The sequence below is a fragment of the Flavobacterium sp. TS_SC_5 genome, assembly GCF_056156265.1.
In genome coordinates, this window is the sequence record NZ_CM149588.1 from 662173 (window position 1) to 684624 (window position 22452).

A 22452-nucleotide genomic window follows, 5' to 3' on the forward strand; every position below is an offset into this window, starting at 1 on the left:
AAATTAAATTTGATTCCCATTTTTCATTGTTTTAAAGTAAAAAACAAGAACTGCAATTGAAACAATTACTATTTATTTTTTCCGATATTTTCTGCGTACCGCAAGTCCTGATTATCAATTTATAAATACTACTTTTGATACTTTCGTGTTATAGTATTTATGTTAAAAAAATTACTTTTTTGGATTGTAATAAGCTGTTTTTCTGGGCTCCATGCTCAGGAAATAAATTCGCTGTACAAGACAAAAAAAATCCTTCCATCGCGCGACACCATTTACATTGAAAAAGAAAGTATTAATTCCAGTTTTTTCAAATTGCTTGACGCCAATGATAAACAAATTGACAGCGCTTTATTTGCAATAAATTTCGAAAAAGGAACTTTAATTTTAAAGGAAAACAGCGCTTTCAAATCCGATTCACTGACCATACAGTATTTGAAATTTCCCGAAATTCTTACCAAAGAATACCGCATTTATGACGCATCAAAAGTTATTAGCAATGAAGTCGGACAAGGTGACTTGTATGCCATTGGAAATAAAAATACCAATAAAAACGTACCTTTTGATGGTTTAAATACTTCCGGAAGCATTACGCGTGGCTTGACGATAGGAAATAATCAAAATGCCGTTTTGAATTCCAATTTAGACTTACAAATCACAGGGAAAATTTCCCAAAAAGTAAGTTTGAGAGCCTCCATTCAAGACAGTAATATTCCGTTGCAAGATGGCGGTTATTCTCAGCGACTAGATCAGTTTGACAATGTTTTCATGGAGTTATTTAGCGAGGAATGGAATATTCGTGCTGGCGATATCTTTCTGGAAAACAGGAACACCCAATTCCTGAATTTCACTAAAAAAGTACAGGGACTGGCGACAAATTTCAACTTTGGAACCGAAGAAAACAAAACGAATGTATTTGCATCGGCGGCATTAGTTCGCGGTCAATATGCCAAAAGTGATATTGTGGGACAAGAGGGTAATCAGGGTCCGTACAAATTAAAAGGGCAAAATGGTGAATTATATGTCTTGGTGATTTCAGGTTCAGAGCGAGTGTATGTCAATGGGATTTTACTGAAACGAGGCGAAAATAACGATTATACAATAGATTATAATGCAGGTGAAATTGTATTTACGCCACTATTTACCATCACTTCTGAAATGCGGATTGCTATAGAATACCAATATTCCGACAGGAATTATACCCGTTTTGTAACCTACGCCGGAGCCACGCATGACAACAAGAAATGGAGTTTTGGAGGCTATTTATATTCGGAAAACGACTTAAAAAACCAACCGTTGCAACAAAATTTGTCACAGGAACAAGCCCAAATATTAGTCAATGCCGGAGATAATCCAAGTTTGATGACTGCTCCTTCCGCCTATTCCGACACGTACTCTGAAAATAAAGTACTGTATCGAAAAACGCTCTTTAATGCTGTAGAAATTTTCGAATATTCAAATGACGCACAACAGGAATTATTCAATGTGAAATTCACTTTGGTAGGAACCAATAACGGAAATTATATTGTGACAAATTCAGCCACAATCACTCGAGTTTATCAATATATTGCTCCAATAAACGGGATTCTGCAAGGGAATTATGAACCCATAATTCAACTTATTGCACCAACGAAAGTGCAAGTCGCCACCTTTTTAGGAAAATACAAACCCACTGATAAAACCGCTGTTGATTTTGAAATTGGCATCAGCAACAATGATAAAAATTTGTTTTCGACCATTGATGACGCGAATAACAAAGGTTTGGCCGGAAAAATAAATGCCAAACAGCGTATTTTTTCAAAAAGATGGCAGATGGACGCTTTCGCCAATTACCAATTTATTCAGAACAATTTCAGTTCAGTGGAGCGGCTTTATAACATCGAATTTGACAGGGACTGGAACTTAGGAACTGCTGGCATTGGAAATCAAAGTCTATTAGTTTCCGGATTGCAATTGGATTTAAACCCAAAACCAAAATCCACTAATAAAGGATTAGTATTGTATCAATTTGAAAAATTAGATTTCTCCGAAAATTTTTCGGGTAGCAGGCATGTTTTAAATGGTTTGTTTCGAATAAAAAATTGGACTTTTCAAAACCAAGGCAGTTTCCTAAAAAGTGACGCACCTACTTTATCTTCTAAATTCTTAAGAAACCAGTCTCAGATGCGTTTGCATTTCGATAAAAATTGGGTTGGTTCCAGCCTGCGATTAGAAGATAATCAGGAAAAAGACAAAACGACCAATCAGTTTTCGGCTTTGAGCCAAAAATTTACAGAGTATGGTTTATATGCCGGAAGAGGCGATAGCACTAAAGTTTTTGTAGAATTAGGTTATCTTAGAAGGACCAATGACAGCTTGCAAAACCAAAGTGTCGGGAATTTAATTCAGCGGGTGAATTCGTCCCAAACTTTTATGCTGAAATCGAAATTAATTCAAACCAATAAAAGTGATTTGTCCATTTATGCCAATTATAGAGTCTTAGAATTCGTGGATGCCACACGAAAAAAAGAACCCACATTGAATTCCAGAATCGTGTACACGGATCGTTTTTTTAATCAATTAATTCAAAGCACAACGGTTTACGAGACTAATTCCGGAACCATTCCGCAACAGGAATTTACTTATCTGGAAGTACCGGCCGGACAAGGCGTTTACACTTGGAACGATTACAACAATAATGGAATTCAGGAATTACAGGAATTTGAAGTCGCTCCGTTTATTGATCAGGCGACATTTATTCGGGTATTTTTACCGAATCGGATTTACATCAAAACACATCAGAATAAGTTCTCCCAATCCGTGACCTTAAACCCAAATCAATGGCAAAATGAAAAAGGATTAAAAAAATTACTTTCCTATTTCTACAATCAAACTGCCTTTATAATCGACCGAAAAATTAGAAGTGATGGAAACAATTTCGACTTAAATCCGTTCAGCGGTTCCAATGAAAATGTGCTGGGACTGAATTCCAGTTTAAGAAACAGTTTGTTCTACAATCGAGGAAAGCAAAACCATTCTACTACGTATTCCTATTTAGAAAATAAAACAAAAAACTTATTGTCGATAGGTTCGCAGGAAGCTACCAACAGTTCTCATCAAATGCAATACAATCATTTGTACCAGAAAAGCTGGCTTTTTGGATTTTTTGCAAAAACGATTCAAACCGCCATCGAATCTGAGAATTTCCCCGAGAAAAACTTCGATATTAGCGGATATCAATTGGCTCCTAAAATCAGTTATTTGTTTTCCAAAAGTACCAGTTGGGATCTTTTTTATGAATTACAAAAGAAAGAAAATCAGATAGGAGTTTCAGAAACGTTGCTGCAAAACCGTTTTGGGACTGCCTTTTCTTATGCCGGAACTAAAAAATTTACGATGAACGGCGAAGTTTCTTTTTACCAAAATAAATTTGATGGAAATGAATTTTCTTCTGTAGGATTTCAAATGCTGGAAGGCTTGCAAACAGGGCAAAATTTGACATGGAGATTACTTTTGCAAAAAAATATCACACAGTTTTTAGACATAAACTTTAATTACCAAGGTCGAAAAAGCGAAACAAGCCAAGCCATTCATACTGGGAGCATGCAGTTGAGAGCTTATTTTTAATCCAAAAAAGGATATTTTTGTTTGAATTCATTTTGAATATATTTTTTTGCTATTTTTATATAACTAAACATAAAAAAAAGCTATGAAAAAATTATTTGTATTGTTACTAACTATTATTTTATCAGTAAGCGCCTATTCCCAAGAAACGGCAACTGAAAAGAAAGCAACAAAAGCTACCACACAAAAATTAGCAAAAGCTAAAGCAAAAGCCAAAGCAGATGCTACAAAAGAAAAAGCTACGGCAGCAAAAGAAAAAACTGAAGTTGCCAAAGAAAAAGCAGCAAAAGCTAAATCTAAAGCCACAACAGCAAAAGAAAAAACTGAAGTTGTAAAAGAAAAAGCAACAAAAGCAAAAGAGAAAGAGAAAGCAACGACAGCAAAAGAAAAAACTGAAGTTGTAAAAGAAAAAGCAACAAAAGCAAAAGAGAAAGCCACAGCCACAGCCACCAAGCCAGCAAAAAAACTTAAAGAGACTACTGAAAAAGCACCTAAAATTGCCGATAAAATAACAGGTGAATACAATGGAAAAAAAGTATATACTGGTCCTAGGGGAGGAAAATACTACATCAACTCCAACGGTAATAAAACGTATATTCAAGAATAATTTTTTTATAAAATATTTTACAAAGGCTATCTGCTAGGGTAGCCTTTATTTTTCTATAAAAGTATAATTGCCTCATAATTTAATAGTTTAGTAATACCTTCGAAATATACAAAACGGGTTCATTTCCTAACTTTCAAATAAAAAACAACGAACCTATTTATCGCATATGGATTTGAAAATGAAACAAAAGACTATCCTAATCGCACCATTAAATTGGGGTTTAGGCCATGCAACACGATGTATTCCCATTATCAAAGCCTTATTAGAAAACAATTACACTCCCATTATTGCATCCGATGGAATTGCACTGACTTTACTAAAAAAAGAATTCCCTACCCTACAAGCACTGGAACTTCCCTCCTACCAAATAGAATATGCTAAAAATGGCGCCAATTTCAAATGGAAATTAATACAGAATGGTCCAAGAATGATCCGAGCTATTTTAGAAGAAAAAAAAATAATTGAAAACTGGATTAAACAATATGCAATAGACGGTATTATTTCAGACAATCGATTAGGAGTTTACAGCAAGAAAGTCCCATCCGTGTTTATTACCCATCAATTGAATGTCATGACTGGAAACACCACCTGGATAACAAGTAAAGTACATCAATATATTATAAAAAAGTATGTAGAATGCTGGGTTCCGGATCTTGAAGGTTCCATAAATCTAACCGGAAAACTAGGTCATATTGAAAGTCTCAGCCTCAAAACTAAATATATAGGCCCTTTGAGCCGACTTCAAAAGAAACTATTACCAAAAAAATATGATTTGCTCGTGATTCTCTCCGGTCCTGAACCTCAACGAGGAATACTGGAAAATCATTTGAAAAACGAAATCAATCAGTTCAAAGGAAATGCAATTTTCATTGAAGGAAACATAGAATCGGAGCAGAAAATTGTTGTAAAAGGAAATGTAACTTATTACAATTTCATGAATTCAAGTGAACTCGAACAAGCTTTTAACGAAAGTGAAATGGTCCTTTGCCGTTCCGGATACACTACAATAATGGATCTTGCGCAATTGCGAAAAAAAGCATTTTTTATTCCAACACCAGGACAATACGAACAGGAATATTTGGCTAAAAAATTAAAAAAGGAAGGCTTAGTTCCTTATGCGAATCAAAATGATTTTAGAATGGAAAATATTCAAGAAATTCAGGATTACAAAGGGCTACCTCGTTTAGACAACTCGATAGACTGGCAAAAATTATTTCAAGTTTTTGATAGAAAATAAAAAAATAAAAACTAAAAAAGAGATGGCTATTGACTTCAAAAGAATACGTGACTAACAACCAGTAGTCCTCTGCTGGACGAAATTAATTTAAATGATTTATTAAAAATTAAACTGCGCTTGTAATCGCAACAAATTTCCTCGTTGCCTGTTGTTTGGAAGAGCGCTGTCCTCGAATGTTCTATCTGCAATAACCCATTCTGCTACAAACTCAAATGCTTTCCAAGGTTGCCATTCAAATCCAAACTCATAGTCTCTTACAATATAACTTCTTGCATCTTTTTCAAACTTCTTACCTCCATCGTAGTATTGGAATTTAGCGAACGGATAAATCAATTGATGTTTGGGCAAATCTAATTTATAATTTAGCGTTACATAACCACCTTCCAAATCAGAAACATCCACAGTGTTTGTCACTTTATTATAACGAGGACCTCTACCTATATTATATTCAGCCTGTATTCCAAATGGCTTTGGATAAAGCACAAAAGTTGCCGCAACTCGTTGGTCCGTTGTATATTGCTTGTTTGCTGTAGTAACTCCAGGCGAAAGTTCATTGGTAAAAGCCCATTTACCGGTATAACCTTGTATCCCTGGCTCGATAATTTGGTTTCCAATTGTCAAAGGATAACTTACTCTTGCAACCATATGCAAGTTTCTGTTCGCTTCCGATCTATTTGCGGTTTGTCCGTTGTATACACCAAACCCAAATACACCATAATCTCCACTTCCTTTAAAACCATCTCTGATTAGCATGGCGAAACGCTCTCTGATTTTGCTTGGAGCCCAGTAAAAAAAAACGCCTAAATCTCTTTCATTTGCCACCGCACTGTTCAACGCATCATTACGATCTAAAACCAATCGGTTTTGACTTGACTGCATATTCTCAAATCCAAAAGGAACTTTACTTTGTCCAATTCTCACTCTATATTCCTTCTTTGCATCAAATGAAACATCGACGTAAGCATCTCTAATCTGTGTAAAGTGATTTACTCCTGATGACGGTGAACTCGCAAAATCTGGCTGAACATAAAAATATACATTTGGATGTACTTGTCCTGAGAATACGATTCGAGCTCGTCTTATAAAGAACCCATTATTGGATCTTGCATCCTCTGCTGTAGAAGTTGTTCCCCAAGATTTATCACATTGATCACAAGATACTTTATCATTTGAAGAAAACAATCCATTGTATCTGACCTGTACATAGCCTCCTATACTGATTTTATCGTACCATCGTTCTTTTTTTTCCTTTATCTCTTCTTGTATGACACTTACTTTTTTGATCGAGTCCAATATAGAAATTATAGATTGAGTCAGTTCTTCTTTACTTGTAGTTCTTTGCGTACGTACTTCCTTGGTTTTGGAACTATCTACGACAGGATCCACCTGCGCAAATGTTATATTCACAACAAATAAAGTTGTGATAATTACCGCTATTCTTTTCAAGATCAAATGTTGTTTGTTAAAAACAACAAAGGCGATAGCAAAATGTTAACTTAACGTTACGCTATTGTTAAGTTAAACGCCAATGTTAAGAAATTGTTATTGGCGTCTACAGCAATAGGTTTTATATTCTAATTTTTTTGTCATGTAATTTACACTCAAAAAATGCAACACTTATAACCACTTAGAATTCGTAATGTCATAGCGCGGTAAAATCAATTCTGTTTTTATTTGTTTATATTGAGTTTCCCACAACATATACAAGACCTTTGTACGCCAAATAAAGTTCGGTGATTACGAAACAGCCCCAGTTTTACCAACCATTTGAAAAGAAAATAACTTTTGAAATTAGAATTTATTGCCTTTTATGTTAGCATGAGTATTGAATTCTTTAAACAAATCTAATAGATTCATTGCTGCCTTTATCAGATCATTCGTTTCTAATAGTAGCGAAAAGTACAATTTGCTATTTTTCGGGCTAGTTTCAACCGTTCTTATTCTCTCAATTTGCTTTTTGATTAAAAGCGACACTTTATCGGAAATTTCAATTTTAGTTCTTAAAACATTATCAATTTTATCAAAGGAACCTTCTTCAAAAATAACAATAATATCTGCAAATAATTTTTCAAGTTCATTTACTAGACTTTTTAAATCTCGGATTTGATTAAACTTTAACTGTTTGTGGTTGTTATTAATGTGTGAGTAGCTATTTTGTGTGATGAAACCTAGAGACTGAATCATATCTTGCAGGTACCCTAAAATCATGACATAAAACATACTGCCTTCTGTAGAGGTTTCGTCAAGATTCTTTATGAAATAATATACATTACTCTTTAGTTCATCAACCTCTTTTTCAAGTTTTCTAAGTTCTTTTCTATTTTCTTTTAACTGTCCTAAATCCTGAAGACTTAAATTTTCAATGACACCGCTGTAAATCACATTTGAACCATTAACCACTCTGGAAATTTGGATTGAACATTCACTGATTACTTCATTAATAGTAACAATATCCTCCCTTTTCAAAAGTAATTGTTCTTGCTGGATCTTTACAATTTCCTTATGCTTTCGCGAACTACGATATAGCAAAATTCCTAAACCTACAAGCAATCCAATAAAAGCATACACTTCCCCTACTTTGAGGAAATATGCAAAAATAAAAGCAGAAAAAAACGCTACAATTGCCGTAACAAACCATCCTCCGATGACATTAAAAACACCTGCAATACGATACACCGCACTTTCTCGATCCCAAGCACGATCCGCAAATGAAGTACCCATTGCCACCATAAATGTGACATAGGTTGTGGAAAGTGGCAACTTCAACGAAGTTCCTATTGAAATTAAAATACTGGCCACCATTAGGTTTACAGCAGCACGAACCATATCAAAGGCAGGCTCGTCCTTTCTTTTTTTTCCTTTTATCTCTGATTTTTCAAATTGTTTATCAATTTTAATTTGGATTGATTTTGGTAAAAAATAATTTACGCCGCGCCCCATAAAAACACCAAAACGCACAATGTATCGCGATAACATATTGGGAGAAAATCGCTCTACGCCATCACCTTGTCTAGATAAATTTAAACCGGTTTCAATAACATTTTTTGCCTTTTTTGAGGTCCATAAAGTTATAACCATTATAACACCCGCAAGTAATAAAAAATAGAACGGCGCTACTATATTTTCATCTGCTAAAGCCCCCATCATAAACTGATCCCCTGCAACGCCTGAACCGTCAAATATCTTATACGAATTATAGGCTGCAATTGGAACCCCTATAAAGTTTACCAGATCATTCCCTGCAAAGGCTAGAGCCAAGGCAAAAGTGCCAATAATTATAATTAGGCGGAGAATATTAACTTTAAAAAAAGTCATCAGAACTTGCGACAACAAGGTAAAAAACACAAAATTTACTGCTATTATTAGTGCCTGATTCGCTTTTATCCATTCATGAGTCTCTTCCTGAATAAAAGAGACTCCTTTTAGACCTTTAATTAAAATAAAAAAAGTTATCGCTGTTATTGCAATTCCACCAAAGATTGCACCTATGTAAGCAACTCTTTTTTCATATTGAAATGTAAATATCAACCGTGAAATATACTGCACAAAACTTCCAAGAGTAAAAGATAAAACAACGGAAAGAAGAATACTGAATACAATTTGAGAGGCTTTTTCCGTATTTATATAATCCGCTAAATTTGCAAAGTTGTTGTCTGAAATATAAATTTTATAAATTGCTAAACATAACGCTGCTCCCAAGAGTTCGAAAATAATAGATACTGTTGTTGATGTTGGTAATCCTATTGAATTGAACACATCTAATAATATGATATCAGAGATCATAACAGCCAGAAAAATAATCATCACATCATCAAAACTGAACATGCTCGGAATAAATATTCCGCTGCGCGCTATCTCCATCATTCCACTAGAAAATAGAGCTCCGACTAAAATACCTAAGCTAGCAACAATCATAATAGTACGAAAGGAGACTGCCTTAGAACCAATCGCTGAATTCAAGAAGTTCACAGCATCATTACTAACCCCAACTACAAGATCAATCATTGCCAAAACACCCAATACCACGAGCATTACTATATATATTTGTTCCATGCCTATTTAAAAAAAATATTTACACTACTTTACGTAGCAGTTGTTAATGATAAAAAACAAACCATATCAACTTTTTAATCCTCATCGATGATGCATCAAAACTTATATCAATGTCTTTCTGAGTAATGAACTATCAATCCAAAAGACCAATAAATTATTATTTTTAATCCTATATCAAATTGCATTAAAAAACTCGAATCAAATATAATTTGTCTACTATAAAGTTACATTTTATTGTTATTTGCACTGAATAAAAACTCTTAAAGAATTTATTTATAATATGACTTCTTAATCCAGCTCTATACTTAATAAATAATCAGTACTGAAACCCAAGTAATTCTATAACTATTTATATATAGGCGACTTAGCTTTTTCCAATGTAAAAGAAAATTCAGAACCGACACCAAATGTACTGTCTACATAAATTTTCTCATCATGTGCTTCTATAATGTGCTTTACAATGGATAATCCCAAACCGGAACCACCTTCAGTTCTTGCACCGCTTTTATCCACTCTGTAAAAACGTTCAAAAAGTCTGGGAATGTTCTTTTTTTCTATTCCTTCTCCGTTATCAGTAACACGAACAATTACTTTTTCATCTGTTAAGTCTTCAATACTGACTTCGGTTGATCCGTTTAACTTTCCGTATTTAATGGAGTTTACAATCAAGTTCATCACCACTTGCTGGATTTTTTCCTGATCACCAACAACCATAATCGGCTTGTTGTATTTCATGTCAAACATCAACAAAATATCTTTCTTGGAAGCTTTCATTTCGAGCAAATCAAACACATTTTGAACAAGCTTAACAATATCAAATTCCGCTATTTCTAAATTCAGGTCTCCAATTTCTAGCTTGGATATCATGTCCAAATCCTGAACAATATAGATGAGTCTTTCCACTCCTTTTTCGGCTCGCTCTAAGTATTTTTTTCGGATTGTTTTATCGTTCATGGCTCCGTCGAGTAAAGTTGACAAATACCCTTGAACCATAAAAAGTGGGGTTTTGAGTTCGTGAGAAACGTTTCCAAGAAACTCTCTTCTATACTCTTCACGGACTTTTAAAGTTTCTATTTCTAGCTTTTTATCGGTGGCAAACTTTTTGACTTCACGAGTAAGCGTGGCCATATCAGTAGTTATGGGTTGGTTTCTAAAAGTGCTTGATTCTAATAAAGAAACGTCATCGTATATTTTTTTTACCTTCTTATAAATGAAACGCTCCACACGATATTGAATCACAATAAAGGAGAAAGTAGCGATTGACAAGGCAAAAACCAAACAAAACTGGTAGGAAAAACTAAAAAACCAATGGGTAAGAAAACCAACCAATCCTGTAGAAAAAAGAGTAATATACAGAGCCGACTTTACGGCAAAACGATATGTTTTTTTAAAATTTATTGTCATTTATACCTCAAACTTATACCCAACTCCTTTGATTGTTTTGAAAAAATCTTCGCCAATTTTTTCCCGTAATTTTCGGATGTGAACATCAATCGTTCTTCCGCCCACAACCACTTCATTGCCCCAAACTTTGTCCAGAATTTCATCGCGTTTGAATACTTTTCCTGGTTTTGAAGCTAATAAATAAAACAATTCAAATTCTTTTCTTGGTAAAGCAATTTCAACATTATCTTTTACAATTTTGTATTCTTCGCGATTGATTTCTATTCCACCTACATTAAGTGTTGTGCTGTTGACTTCTTTTTCCTTTAATCGGCGCAGCAAAGCTTTTACCTTACTGACTAATAACTTAGGTTTTATGGGTTTTGTGATATAATCATCTGCACCTGCCTCAAAACCAGCTACTTGAGAGTAATCTTCACTTCTGGCAGTCAAGAACGTAATCAGGACATTGCTAAGTTCGGGAATTTTTCGGATGTTTTCACAAGCCTCCATTCCATCCATTTCTGGCATCATAACATCCATTATAATAAGGTCTGGAATTTCTTTTTTCGCTACTGCGACGGCCTCTTTCCCGTTTGCCGCCGTAAAGATTTGATACCCTTCCAGAGAGAGGTTATACCCTACAATTTCTAAGATATCCGGTTCGTCGTCTACTAATAGAATCTTGGTGTGTTTTTTCTTCATAAAGCGCCGAAAATTGTTTTTGAATTGTAAATGTAATAATAAATGGGGTATTGAAAAGCTGTTAACCGTAATTTAATATTAGGTACTTTTTTGGACCCAAAACAAAACATAACCATAACAAGTCAGTAACTTACGTTTTACATTTCAGGTGTTACTTTGCAGAAAAATTTAGATCAAATGAAATTCAAATTATTGTTTTTAACGTTATTCATAACTGCTGTTTCTTTCGCACAAAATAAAGGAACTATAGCTGGAATCTTGACAGATAAAAATGCTAACAATCAATCTTTGCCATTTGCAAACGTACTTATTAAAGGAACAGACATTGGAACAAATACTGATATTGACGGAAAATACTCTATTTCTATAGCCGCAGGAAGTTACATCGTACAGTTCAGTTTTGTAGGTTATGAGTCAGTAGAGGTTCCTGTAACGGTTCTTGCCAATGAAACTATAACTTTAAACAAAACATTAGGTTCTGCTGGATTTACATTGGAAGATGTTGTGATTAAAACTACTAGAAAAAGAAACACAGAAACAGCAGTAATGTTAGAAATCAAAGAAGCTAAACAAGTTGTTAGTGCTATTTCTGCCGAGCAAATATCTAAAGGGACTGATAATAATGCGGCTCAAGCAATACAACGAGTTCCCGGCGTTACTATTGTAGACGGAAAATTTATTATGATTCGTGGTTTGAGCGAACGTTACAACAATGTCCTTATCAACAATTCAGTTGCACCAAGCACAGAGGTTGATAAAAGAACATTCGCTTTTGATTTAATTCCATCGAATGCTATTGACAAAATGGTAATTTACAAAACCGGATCTGCTGATAAACCTGGCGATTTTTCCGGAGGAATTATAAATATTACCACATCCGAAAATATTACTGACTTTAACAGGGTATCTTTAGGATTTGGATACCGTGTTGACACCTCTTTAAAAGATCAGTTTCAAAGTGAAGGTTCAAAAACAGACTTTTTAGGTTTTGATTATGAATTCAGAACTTTACCAAGTACTTTCCCTTCGGCAGCATTGATAAATACCTATCCTCAAGTAGGTGTGGTTGCATCAAACACTAAATTACAGAACAATTTTAATCCGACTAAAAATACTGCGTTTTTGGATAACAGTGTCGGATTTGCTTTTGGAAGAAATAAAAAATTTAAAAATGGTATGAGTTTGCAATCGTTAAACTCTTTAAATTATTCTAATAGTTTTCAAACATACCAAAGACAATTTACGCGTTACACAACCCTGAATGAAGGAGAAAGCAGACCACCGCTTTGGTTGAACTATCTAGACGACACGTACCAGAATGAATCGAGAATTACGTTTCTTTCCAATTGGATCCTGAAATTGAACAATAATAATACTTTAAAATTCAAGAATTTATTAAACCAGATTGGCGAAAATGAAACGATTATCAGAAATGGTAATAATTTTCTTCAAAGAGGTGATGATTTATTTAGAAATTATTTATTAGGATACAAATCACGTTCCATATACATAGGTCAATTAGAGGGAATTCACAAGTTGAATGATAAAAATCAAATTGACTGGGTTACAGGTTACAATTATATGTATGAATCAGAGCCAGATTTAAGAAGATTTAGAACTATAAAAGATTCTTCTAATCCAGATGCTCCTTATGAAATGATAGATCCATCATCTACTAATTTATTTGATACAGGAAGATATTTTGGAACACTAAGTGAATATTCCATAAACAATGGTGCCAACTACACACACACTATTGACAGAGTTAAGAACGATGAAGAATTAGGAAGCATTAAACTAAAAACGGGGTATTACGTAGACTACAGAAAAAGAGAATTTGATTCCAGATATGTTTCTTATTACCTACCTGATTTAGGTGTTGATCGTGTAAATGAGTTGAAACAACTTCCGCTAACCACAATCTTTAATTCAGATAATGTGAATGCAACTAACGGTTGGATAATGAGAGAAGGAACGCGTACTATTGATTCCTACAGTGCTGATAATTTATTGACAGCAGGGTATGTTTATGGCGAATTGCCCTTAAAAAAGTTTGATATTACTGGCGGTGTTCGCGTTGAACACAACATTCTATCTTTACAAAGTGTTACTGATTTTGGACCGGAAAATATTAAAAATCCAGTCACATCAGTGCTACCATCTCTTAACATTGGATACAACATCAGCGAAAGATCTTTGCTTAGACTGGCATATAGCAAAACCGTCAATCGTCCTGAATTTAGAGAAATTGCTCCTTTCTTATTTTATGACTATGAGAATGAAGCTGCAAGAGTTGGTAATTCACAACTGAAAACCGCAAAAATCGATAATCTTGATTTTAGGTACGAGTTTTACCCAACTAAAGGAGAAACAGTAAGCTTAGGTGCTTTTTACAAAAGGTTTGATCAACCGATAGAAAACGTTACCCAAATTACAACAGAGCAACCTCAATTCAACTACGCAAACGCAGATAATGCGTATAATTATGGATTAGAATTAGAAATTAGAAAATCATTCAAAGAAATGACCGATAATTTATATTTAGGTCGAATTTCAGCAAATGTCAATGCATCTTATATCGTATCAAAAGTTGATTTAGGTGGTTCAGTTACTTCTCAAACTCAAGTTCGAGCTCTACAAGGACAATCACCATATATTGTAAACGTTGCTTTAGGGTATGCTGATGAAACGGGTTTCTCAACTAACTTAACTTACAACCGTTTTGGAAACCGAATCTTCTCTGTTGGAGACAGAAACTTCCCAACAATATATGAACTTTCCAGAAACAATTTAGATTTAACGATTGCAAAAACTTATAAGCAAACTACATTTAAATTAGGAATTCAAGATTTATTAAATGCAAAGTATCAGTTTTTTGAAGATTCGAACAGAGATGAGAAAATCAATAAAAACATTGACAACGCAACATCTATATTTAAAAGAGGCACCTTAATTTCTCTGAACATAACCCATAACTTCTAAACAACTATAAATTAATTATTAAAACAAACACAATGAAAAAAAATCTTTTTTTAATGGCCAGTCTACTAACAGCTATTTTGACGATAAATTCATGTAGCAATGATGACAATCCAATTGTTGTAGATGTTACTCCACCTACAGTTACTCCTAGCGGACCAGTTGAATTGACTGGTGACCTTACAACCAGAACGCTAACAAAAGACAAAAAATACCTTATAAAAGGTCAAGTGTTTGTAAGAAGCGGAGCTGTTCTGACAATTGAGCCAGGCACAACAATTTTTGGTGATAAAGCAACCAAAGGAACTTTGGTAATTGACAGAGGCGGAAAAATAATAGCTGAAGGAACTGCAACCGCACCTATTGTGTTTACATCTGCGCTTGCAGCAGGAACACGTGATAGAGGAGATTGGGGAGGTTTAGTAATCTTAGGTAACGCACCAGTTAATCAACCAGACCCAGCAATTGAAGGAATCACTCCCGCTGTAATTTTTGGAGGTACAAATAATGCAGATAATTCTGGTATTTTGAAATATGTAAGAGTAGAATTCGCAGGTATTGAATTGACGCCAAACAATGAAACTAATTCTATCACACTTGGTGGTGTAGGTAGCGGAACTCAAATGGATTACACACAAGTATCCTTTGGTGGAGATGATGGTTTTGAGTGGTTTGGTGGGTCTATGAATTCAAAACACCTTGTTGCTTTTGCAATGTGGGATGATTGTTTTGATGTTGACTACGGTTTTACAGGAAAAGTACAATTTGGTGTATCTGTTCGTTACGGAAGTTATGCCGATCAATCAGGTTCTAACATTTTTGAAACTGACAATGGACCTAATGATAACCTAACAACATTGATTACTACTGGAGTTTTCTCAAACATTACAGGTGTTGGACCGAAAATTACCAATACTCAATCTGTTAATGGTAACTACCAACACGCTTTAGATTTGAGAAGAAGAACTGCATTGACAATTGCTAACTCTGCCTTTGTAGGTATGCCGAGAGGTTTACGTATGAATCAACAATCAGTTGTTGATAATTATACCACAGGAACTGGAGCTCTATTAAATAATTACATGAGTGCTCCTTTAGTTACTTTCTCTGTAGGTACGGGTATGACTGCAACCGCAAGCACTATTCAAACCTTATGGAATGCAACTAATGAAACTAATGTTAACACCGATTTAGCAGCAGTTTATCTGGACCTAGGCTTGAATACTAACATTTTCTTTGGTACAAACAACAGTACTGGATACGCTTCAAATCCTGATTTTAGAGTTACCACTGGTGCATTAACAGCTGGTGCATCATTTATTAACCCAAAACTTGCTGACGCATTCTTTACAAAAGTTGCTTACAGAGGTGCTTTTGGAACAACAGACTGGACTGATGGTTGGGCTGAATTTAACCCGGTTACTAAAGTTTATTAAATAAACTCGATTTAAAAAATACCTAAGGGGCTTAATCTTTGTTTAGATTAAGCTCTTTAATTATTCTAAACAATTTCAAAATGAAAAATTTTTTATTCTTTGTTGTGTTTTTTATTCTTTCCAGCTGTGTTAAAGAGCAAAAAAAAATAAATCCTACCGATTTTTTAACTAAAGAAGAGCAAACAAAGTTCAAATATTCTATTGTTCGCTATTACGACGATTTGGCTCCAAAAGCAACTAACGAAACCAAATTCGACACTGTTTTTGATTCCTATTATAAGAAAAAAAGTAACTCAAGCGATTTGCTATTTTATTATTTTGATACTGAAAAAAAAACTGCCTATTTCGCAATTACAAAAATTGCTCCGAGCCTTCAGGTTAAAAAAGTAGCCACCGTAGGGTCTGTGAAATACAATGACGAAAAAGCAATTGAAACTTATGAAGAAAAGTTCAGAACATGGAAAATGCCAGTAGCAGAACTTCAGGAGAAAACTGCCATGTTATTTTCGAAATATCTTGAAGGAGAAGACTTGAGTGAATTTTACACTATAAATTCAAATGGAGAATTTATCATAGAATTTCCAGACGATGTAACTCATTACAATATCGAGTTAAGAAAGTGGGAAACTAAAAAATAACACTCCAGACTGCGTGTCAAAAAAAATCAAACCAACTGAATGCTTTTTTAGTTCAATCCCTCAAGTTTTTGAGGGATTTTTTTTGGTATGCTTTTTGAAATATATTTTGTATATTTACTATTCAAAATTATCTGATGGCAAAAAACTACTTTTATATTATTACTGTATTGGTTCTTTTATTTTCTCTTAGTGTTAGTGCTCAAGAAACTAAACCGTCACCAAGAACACAAGAAACCGCCACTATAGAAGGTTTAAGCTTGTACCCAAACCCTGTGAGTAATGGTAAAATTTACATTTCTACGAAAAATGACCTTGATAAAGAAATAATTATCTTTGATGTTTTAGGAAAGAAAGTACTTCAAACCATGATAAGCTCAAGAGAATTAAACGTGTCAAATCTTTCTTCTGGTGTTTACATTATAAAAATTAATGAAAAAGAGGCATCAGCAACGAGAAAATTAATCATACGATAATTTCAAAAATACAGCTATAAAGCTCCAATTCTAATTGGGGCTTTTTTTATGACTTGTTGTAATTGAACCAATCCGCAGCTTAGTATTAATCCAATTCCGATATTGGTTTGCCTTTAAATTTTTGATTACTTTTGCAAAAAAAACTTGATCACTTCCTCCGATATATTTGCTATTTCCAGTCAAAAACAATTTGAGAAAATTGCCTTGAAAGTGTTTCGTTACCAATACGAAAACAATAAAGTATATAAGGAATTTTGTGATTTTTTAAAAACAGATCCTCACAAAATAAAGTCTTTACAGCAGATTCCATTTTTACCGATTCAGTTTTTTAAGAGTCATCAAGTGGTTTCGAATACCAATCCCATTCAGGAAACCTTCACCAGTAGCGGTACAACCGGAATGATAACCAGCAAACATCTGGTTACCGATGTTACTTTGTATGAAGAAAGTTACTGCAAAGGATTTTCTGAATTTTATGGTAATATTGAAGATTATGTCGTTTTGGCGTTGCTTCCCTCCTATCTGGAACGGGAAGGTTCTTCGTTAATTTACATGGTCAAGGATTTAATTGAACTTTCCAATCATCCTGAAAGTGGTTTTTACCTGCACAATTACGACGAACTGATTACCCAGCTAATTGCTTTAGACAAAGCCGGTCAAAATGTCATTCTGATTGGTGTTACTTTTGCTTTATTGGATTTAATAGAGCAGCATCAGTTTCAATTGCAACATACCATTATCATGGAAACAGGCGGCATGAAAGGTAAGCGTAAAGAAATGATTCGGGAAGAATTGCACGAACAATTGTGTCAAGGATTTGGCGTTTCAGCCATACATTCTGAATATGGGATGACCGAATTGCTTTCGCAAGCCTATTCATTAGGAAAAGGCGTATTTGAATGCCCTTCTTGGATTCAAATACTTATTCGTGACACAGAAGATGCTTTAACCTATATCCAAGACGGAAAAACAGGCGGAATCAATGTGATCGATTTGGCTAATATCAATTCCTGTTCATTTATTGCTACCCAAGATTTGGGCAAAAAAAATCCCAACAACTCTTTCGAGGTATTGGGACGTTTTGATAATTCTGATATTCGAGGTTGTAACCTGATGGTTCTTTAAACCACTCTCACCACAAAATAATTTTTCTTACCGCTTTGCAACAATACAAACTGATTGTTGATTAAATCTTTGGTCGAAAGCACAAATTCTTCGGCAACTTTTTCTTTATTAACTGAAATAGAATTAGCCGTCAAAGCGCGTCTTGCTTCACCATTTGATTTAAGAAATCCTGTTTTTTCGTTTAAAACGTCAACAATATTGATTCCGGCTTCAATTTCATTTCTGCTGATTTCCGCTTGAGGAACACCATCAAAAACGTCTAAGAAAGTCGCTTCGTCCAATTGTTTCAAATCATCCGAAGTTGAATTTCCGAACAAAATATTCGATGCTTTAATTGCATTTTCTAAATCTTCCGCTGAATGAACCATCACAGTAGTTTCTTCGGCCAAACGTTTTTGTAACAAACGTAAATGTGGCGCTTCTCTATGTTTTTCAGTTAGCATTTCGATTTCTTCTTTCGATAAAAAAGTAAAAATCTTAATGTACTTTTCTGCATCAACATCAGATGTATTCAACCAATATTGGTAAAATTTATACGGAGAAGTTCTAGCCGAGTCCAACCAGATATTTCCACCTTCTGATTTTCCAAACTTGGTTCCGTCTGCTTTTGTAATCAACGGACAAGTCAATGCATACGCTTTTCCACTGGCAATTCTGCGAACTAATTCGGTTCCAGTGGTGATATTTCCCCATTGGTCACTTCCACCCATTTGTAACGTACAATTCTTTTCTCTGTACAAATGCAAAAAGTCATATCCTTGAACTAACTGGTATGTAAACTCTGTAAATGACATTCCTTCGGCAGCTTCAGAAGACAAACGTTTCTTCACAGAATCTTTTGCCATCATATAATTGACAGTGATATGTTTCCCTACATCACGAATAAAATCAAGAAAAGAAAAGTTTTTCATCCAGTCGTAGTTATTCACTAACTCAGCCGAATTAGCCGAATTAGAAGTAAAATCTAAGAAACGAGCCAATTGTCCTTTTATCGCTTCTTGATTGTGACGTAATGTTGCCTCGTCCAATAAATTTCTTTCATTCGATTTTCCGGATGGATCCCCAATCATTCCTGTTGCACCACCCACTAAAGCTAATGGTTTATGTCCCGCTAGTTGAAAGTGTTTCAATAACATCACTCCTACTAAATGTCCTATATGCAATGAATCGGCAGTTGGGTCAATTCCCACATACGCCACACGCATTTGTTCCATCAAATGTTCTTCTGTGCCGGGCATAACATCGTGGAGCATACCTCTCCAAGTTACTTCTTCAATAAAATTATTCATCTTTTTAATCAATTTACTTTCGTCAATTCAGCCTTTTAGGCTTCGCGTGCACAAAGATAAAATTTATTGCGGATTAGGTTATTTGTTTAGTAGGTTATTCGAAAAAAATTATTCGTATTTTCGTAGCATGATTTTAGTCACAGGAGGAACCGGTTTAGTAGGCGCACATTTATTGCTTCATTTAATTGAATCCCGAAGTATCGGGACAGCAAAAGTGCGTGCCATTTATCGAAGTGTCGCTTCACTAGAGAAAACCAAGTCACTGTTCTCCATGTACAAAAAGGAAGCATTTTTCGAACAAATCGAATGGATTCAAGCAGACATTACCGAAGTCCCTTCGTTAGAAATAGCCTTTCAAAATATTGACACGGTTTATCATTGTGCCGCTTTGATTTCTTTTGACCCTAAAGATGAAGATATATTGCGAAAAACAAATATTGAGGGCACTGCGAATATTGTGAATTTCTGTATCGCCTATCAAATAAAAAAACTTTGTTTTATAAGTTCCATTGCCACTTTAGGCGATTTACTACCTCATGAAAAATTCATTACAGAAGAAACCGAATGGAATCCGGAAAAGTACCATAATGATTATGCCATTTCTAAATATGGTGCCGAAATGGAAATCTGGCGTGGACAGCAAGAAGGTTTAGAGGTAATAATTGTAAATCCGGGCGTAATTCTTGGTCCTGGTTTTAGAGAGCAAGGAAGCGGACAACTTTTTACGAAAGTAAAAAACGGGTTGAAATTTTACACTTTGGGCTTCACAGGGTTTGTTGCCGTTACTGATGTTGTTCGAATGGCGCATGAGTTGATGCAAAGCGAAATCAAAAACGAACGCTTTACTTTGATTGCAGAAAATAGTATTTTTCGTGACATTTTGAATGCCATGGCTGATGCACTCGACGTGCAACGACCTAAAACTCATGCCAAACCTTTTTTAATGGAAATTCTTTGGAGATTGGATTGGTTTGTTTCAAACGTTTTTCAGCAAAAGAGAAAATTATCGCAAGCCACTGCAAGAGCTTCTTACTCGGAAAACACCTATTCAAATCAGAAGATTAAAGACTTCTTGAAAACTGATTTCAAGGACATTCACCAGTACATAAAAGAGATTTCGAAACTTTAAAAATCTGCAATTTTTCTATTTCAATTTTGTAGTGTCACCAACAATTGGAGCTAGTTTTTTATTGTTTTGAAGAACCGGTTTCTTTTTCTTTTTTTCAATAGTTACTAATGAATCAGCACTTTTTTTACTGGCATCCAATCGTTTTGTAATTTGTTCAAACATCAGTTTATAATCTTCATAATCTGATGCGTAATACACGTTACTTTTGGCAAACTGAAGACTGTCAATTTTATATTTTTTATAAATAAAATCTCTTGGATTTATTTTAAAAGTATCCAAAGAGACTGGATTTTGATATTTTATTGCTTCCAAAACAGCTAAATCATACATAACATCAATCATCACGTCTTTCTCGATAAGACGTTCCGGTTTTTTGACTACTTCGTCTTTACAGCTTATAAAGAGAGTAAATGCTGTTGCAAATAGTATGATTTTTTTCATCTGCTAAATTTTATCTTTCGAATAATAAACGTTTTCCTGCACGAATATCTTTTACTTTAAAAGCGGTGTAAACCAATTGTCCGTTGACAAAAGTATGGGTAATTCTGGATTTGAAAGTAAAACCTTCAAACGGTGACCAACCACATTTAGCTAAAATATTTTCTTTTTTCACACTCCAAGGCAAACCTGAATTCACGATAACCAAATCCGCATAATAGCCTTCTTTGATAAAACCACGTTTCTCTATCTTGAAAATTTTCGCCGGATTGTGGCACATTTTTTCTACAATTTTTTCAATGCTTATTTTTCCTTGATGGTGCGCTTCAAACATTGCTACAACAGCGTGTTGAACCAGTGGCCCACCGGATGGAGCATTCAAATAGGATTGTTTTTTCTCTTCTAAAGTGTGTGGCGCATGATCTGTAGCAATAACATCAATTCGGTCATCCAGCAAGGCTTCCCAAAGTACTTTTCTATCATTGGCTGTTTTTACAGCAGGATTCCATTTGATTAGATTACCTTTCGTCGCATAATCATCATTGGTAAACCATAAATGATGCACGCAAACTTCGGCAGTAATTTTCTTTTCTTCTAATGGAATTTTGTTGGTAAACAAATCCATTTCTTTGGCTGTCGAAAGATGAAAAATATGCAAGCGAGCACCTGTTTTCTTAGCTAGCGCAACGGCTTTGGAAGACGAAATATAACATGCTTCCTCACTTCGGATCAGGTGATGTACCGTAACAGGAACATCCTCTCCAAACTCTTCTTTATATTTCGCTAAATTGTTTTTGATTGTCGTCTCATCTTCACAATGCACCGCAATAAGCATGGGTGTGCTGGAGAATATCTTCTCTAATGTTGCTTCATTATCCACCAACATATTACCGGTTGAGGAGCCTAAAAATATTTTGATACCAGCAACATTCTTTGGATTTGTTTTTAAAACTTCCTCCAAATTATCATTGGTAGCACCCATCATAAATGAATAATTCGCATACGATTTTTGGGCTGCCAATTCGTATTTTTGCTCTAAAATTTCTTGGGTAACCGCATTTGGAATCGTATTTGGCTGCTCGATATAGGAAGTAATTCCGCCTGCAACTGCAGCTCTGGATTCGGATTCAATATCGCCTTTGTGCGTGAGTCCTGGCTCTCTGAAATGTACTTGATCATCAATTGCGCCCGGAATCAAATAATTTCCTTCAGCATCAACAATCTTACAATCCGAGAATTTAGCACTGATACTTTCTGAAATTTCAACAATTAAGTCATTCTCAATTAATACATCACCTTCAAAAATTACTCCTTCATTTACTATTTTGGCATTCTTAATTAAAACCCTGTGCATCGTATC

General features: G+C 34.7%; 16 protein-coding genes. 9 read left to right on the top strand and 7 right to left on the bottom strand.

All coding sequences use genetic code 11. The annotated features are described in order from the left end of the window. The first annotated feature begins 159 nt into the window (after nucleotides 1-159). From AC0J6S_RS02930 to AC0J6S_RS02940, 3 genes are all read left to right on the top strand, one after another. Nucleotides 160-3603, top strand: coding sequence for a hypothetical protein (locus AC0J6S_RS02930; protein WP_474955362.1), 3444 nt, complete (start codon nucleotides 160-162; stop codon nucleotides 3601-3603). Nucleotides 3604-3685: 82 nt separating this feature from the next. Next, nucleotides 3686-4207 carry a hypothetical protein gene (locus AC0J6S_RS02935; protein ID WP_474955363.1) on the top strand — a complete coding sequence of 174 codons (522 nt, stop codon included), beginning with the start codon at nucleotides 3686-3688 and terminating at the stop codon, nucleotides 4205-4207. A gap of 178 nt (nucleotides 4208-4385) precedes the next feature. Further along, a complete protein-coding gene (locus AC0J6S_RS02940) occupies nucleotides 4386-5444 on the top strand; it encodes a glycosyltransferase (protein WP_474955364.1) in 1059 nt (352 codons plus the stop codon). 99 nt (nucleotides 5445-5543) lie between these two features. Here AC0J6S_RS02940 and AC0J6S_RS02945 read toward each other — a convergent pair whose 3' ends face one another. From AC0J6S_RS02945 to AC0J6S_RS02960, 4 genes are all read right to left on the bottom strand, one after another. Next, a complete protein-coding gene (locus AC0J6S_RS02945) occupies nucleotides 5544-6761 on the bottom strand; it encodes a porin (RefSeq protein WP_474956313.1) in 1218 nt (405 codons plus the stop codon). A gap of 474 nt (nucleotides 6762-7235) precedes the next feature. Then, nucleotides 7236-9497 (bottom strand): inorganic phosphate transporter, encoded by a 2262-nt coding sequence (locus AC0J6S_RS02950; protein ID WP_474955365.1) that lies wholly within the window; start codon nucleotides 9495-9497, stop codon nucleotides 7236-7238. Between the two features lie 345 nt (nucleotides 9498-9842). Beyond that, the gene (locus AC0J6S_RS02955) at nucleotides 9843-10901 is read right to left on the bottom strand and encodes a sensor histidine kinase (RefSeq protein WP_474955366.1); all 1059 of its coding nucleotides are present in this window, start codon (nucleotides 10899-10901) and stop codon (nucleotides 9843-9845) included. After that, nucleotides 10902-11585 carry a response regulator transcription factor gene (locus AC0J6S_RS02960; protein WP_474955367.1) on the bottom strand — a complete coding sequence of 228 codons (684 nt, stop codon included), beginning with the start codon at nucleotides 11583-11585 and terminating at the stop codon, nucleotides 10902-10904. Nucleotides 11586-11762: 177 nt separating this feature from the next. Between AC0J6S_RS02960 and AC0J6S_RS02965 the strand changes: the two genes are divergently transcribed. The 5 genes from AC0J6S_RS02965 to AC0J6S_RS02985 all read left to right on the top strand — a co-directional run bounded on the left by AC0J6S_RS02965 (nucleotide 11763) and on the right by AC0J6S_RS02985 (nucleotide 18236). Further along, nucleotides 11763-14567, top strand: coding sequence for a TonB-dependent receptor (locus AC0J6S_RS02965; RefSeq protein ID WP_474955368.1), 2805 nt, complete (start codon nucleotides 11763-11765; stop codon nucleotides 14565-14567). 32 nt (nucleotides 14568-14599) lie between these two features. After that, on the top strand, nucleotides 14600-16000 hold the full coding sequence (locus AC0J6S_RS02970; protein WP_474955369.1) for a hypothetical protein: 1401 nt from the start codon (nucleotides 14600-14602) through the stop codon (nucleotides 15998-16000). 80 nt (nucleotides 16001-16080) lie between these two features. Next, nucleotides 16081-16638 (top strand): hypothetical protein, encoded by a 558-nt coding sequence (locus AC0J6S_RS02975; RefSeq protein ID WP_474955370.1) that lies wholly within the window; start codon nucleotides 16081-16083, stop codon nucleotides 16636-16638. A 134-nt stretch (nucleotides 16639-16772) separates the two neighbouring features. Next, complete coding sequence (locus AC0J6S_RS02980) at nucleotides 16773-17111, top strand: T9SS type A sorting domain-containing protein (protein ID WP_474955371.1); 339 nt, start codon at nucleotides 16773-16775, stop codon at nucleotides 17109-17111. A gap of 144 nt (nucleotides 17112-17255) precedes the next feature. Continuing rightward, the gene (locus AC0J6S_RS02985; protein ID WP_474955372.1) at nucleotides 17256-18236 is read left to right on the top strand and encodes a LuxE/PaaK family acyltransferase; all 981 of its coding nucleotides are present in this window, start codon (nucleotides 17256-17258) and stop codon (nucleotides 18234-18236) included. Here AC0J6S_RS02985 and tyrS read toward each other — a convergent pair. Next, nucleotides 18233-19525 carry a tyrosine--tRNA ligase gene (gene tyrS, locus AC0J6S_RS02990; RefSeq protein ID WP_474955373.1) on the bottom strand — a complete coding sequence of 431 codons (1293 nt, stop codon included), beginning with the start codon at nucleotides 19523-19525 and terminating at the stop codon, nucleotides 18233-18235. The genes AC0J6S_RS02985 and tyrS overlap by 4 nt on opposite strands. A gap of 127 nt (nucleotides 19526-19652) precedes the next feature. Between tyrS and AC0J6S_RS02995 the strand changes: the two genes are divergently transcribed. Further along, complete coding sequence (locus AC0J6S_RS02995) at nucleotides 19653-20654, top strand: NAD-dependent epimerase/dehydratase family protein (protein WP_474955374.1); 1002 nt, start codon at nucleotides 19653-19655, stop codon at nucleotides 20652-20654. A 15-nt stretch (nucleotides 20655-20669) separates the two neighbouring features. On the opposite strand, the gene AC0J6S_RS03000 is transcribed toward AC0J6S_RS02995, so the two are convergent. Continuing rightward, nucleotides 20670-21095, bottom strand: a complete 426-nt coding sequence (locus tag AC0J6S_RS03000; RefSeq protein WP_474955375.1) for a DUF4296 domain-containing protein — start codon at nucleotides 21093-21095, stop codon at nucleotides 20670-20672. Between the two features lie 10 nt (nucleotides 21096-21105). Beyond that, nucleotides 21106-22446 (bottom strand): dihydroorotase, encoded by a 1341-nt coding sequence (locus tag AC0J6S_RS03005; protein WP_474955376.1) that lies wholly within the window; start codon nucleotides 22444-22446, stop codon nucleotides 21106-21108. Nucleotides 22447-22452: the final 6 nt, after the last annotated feature.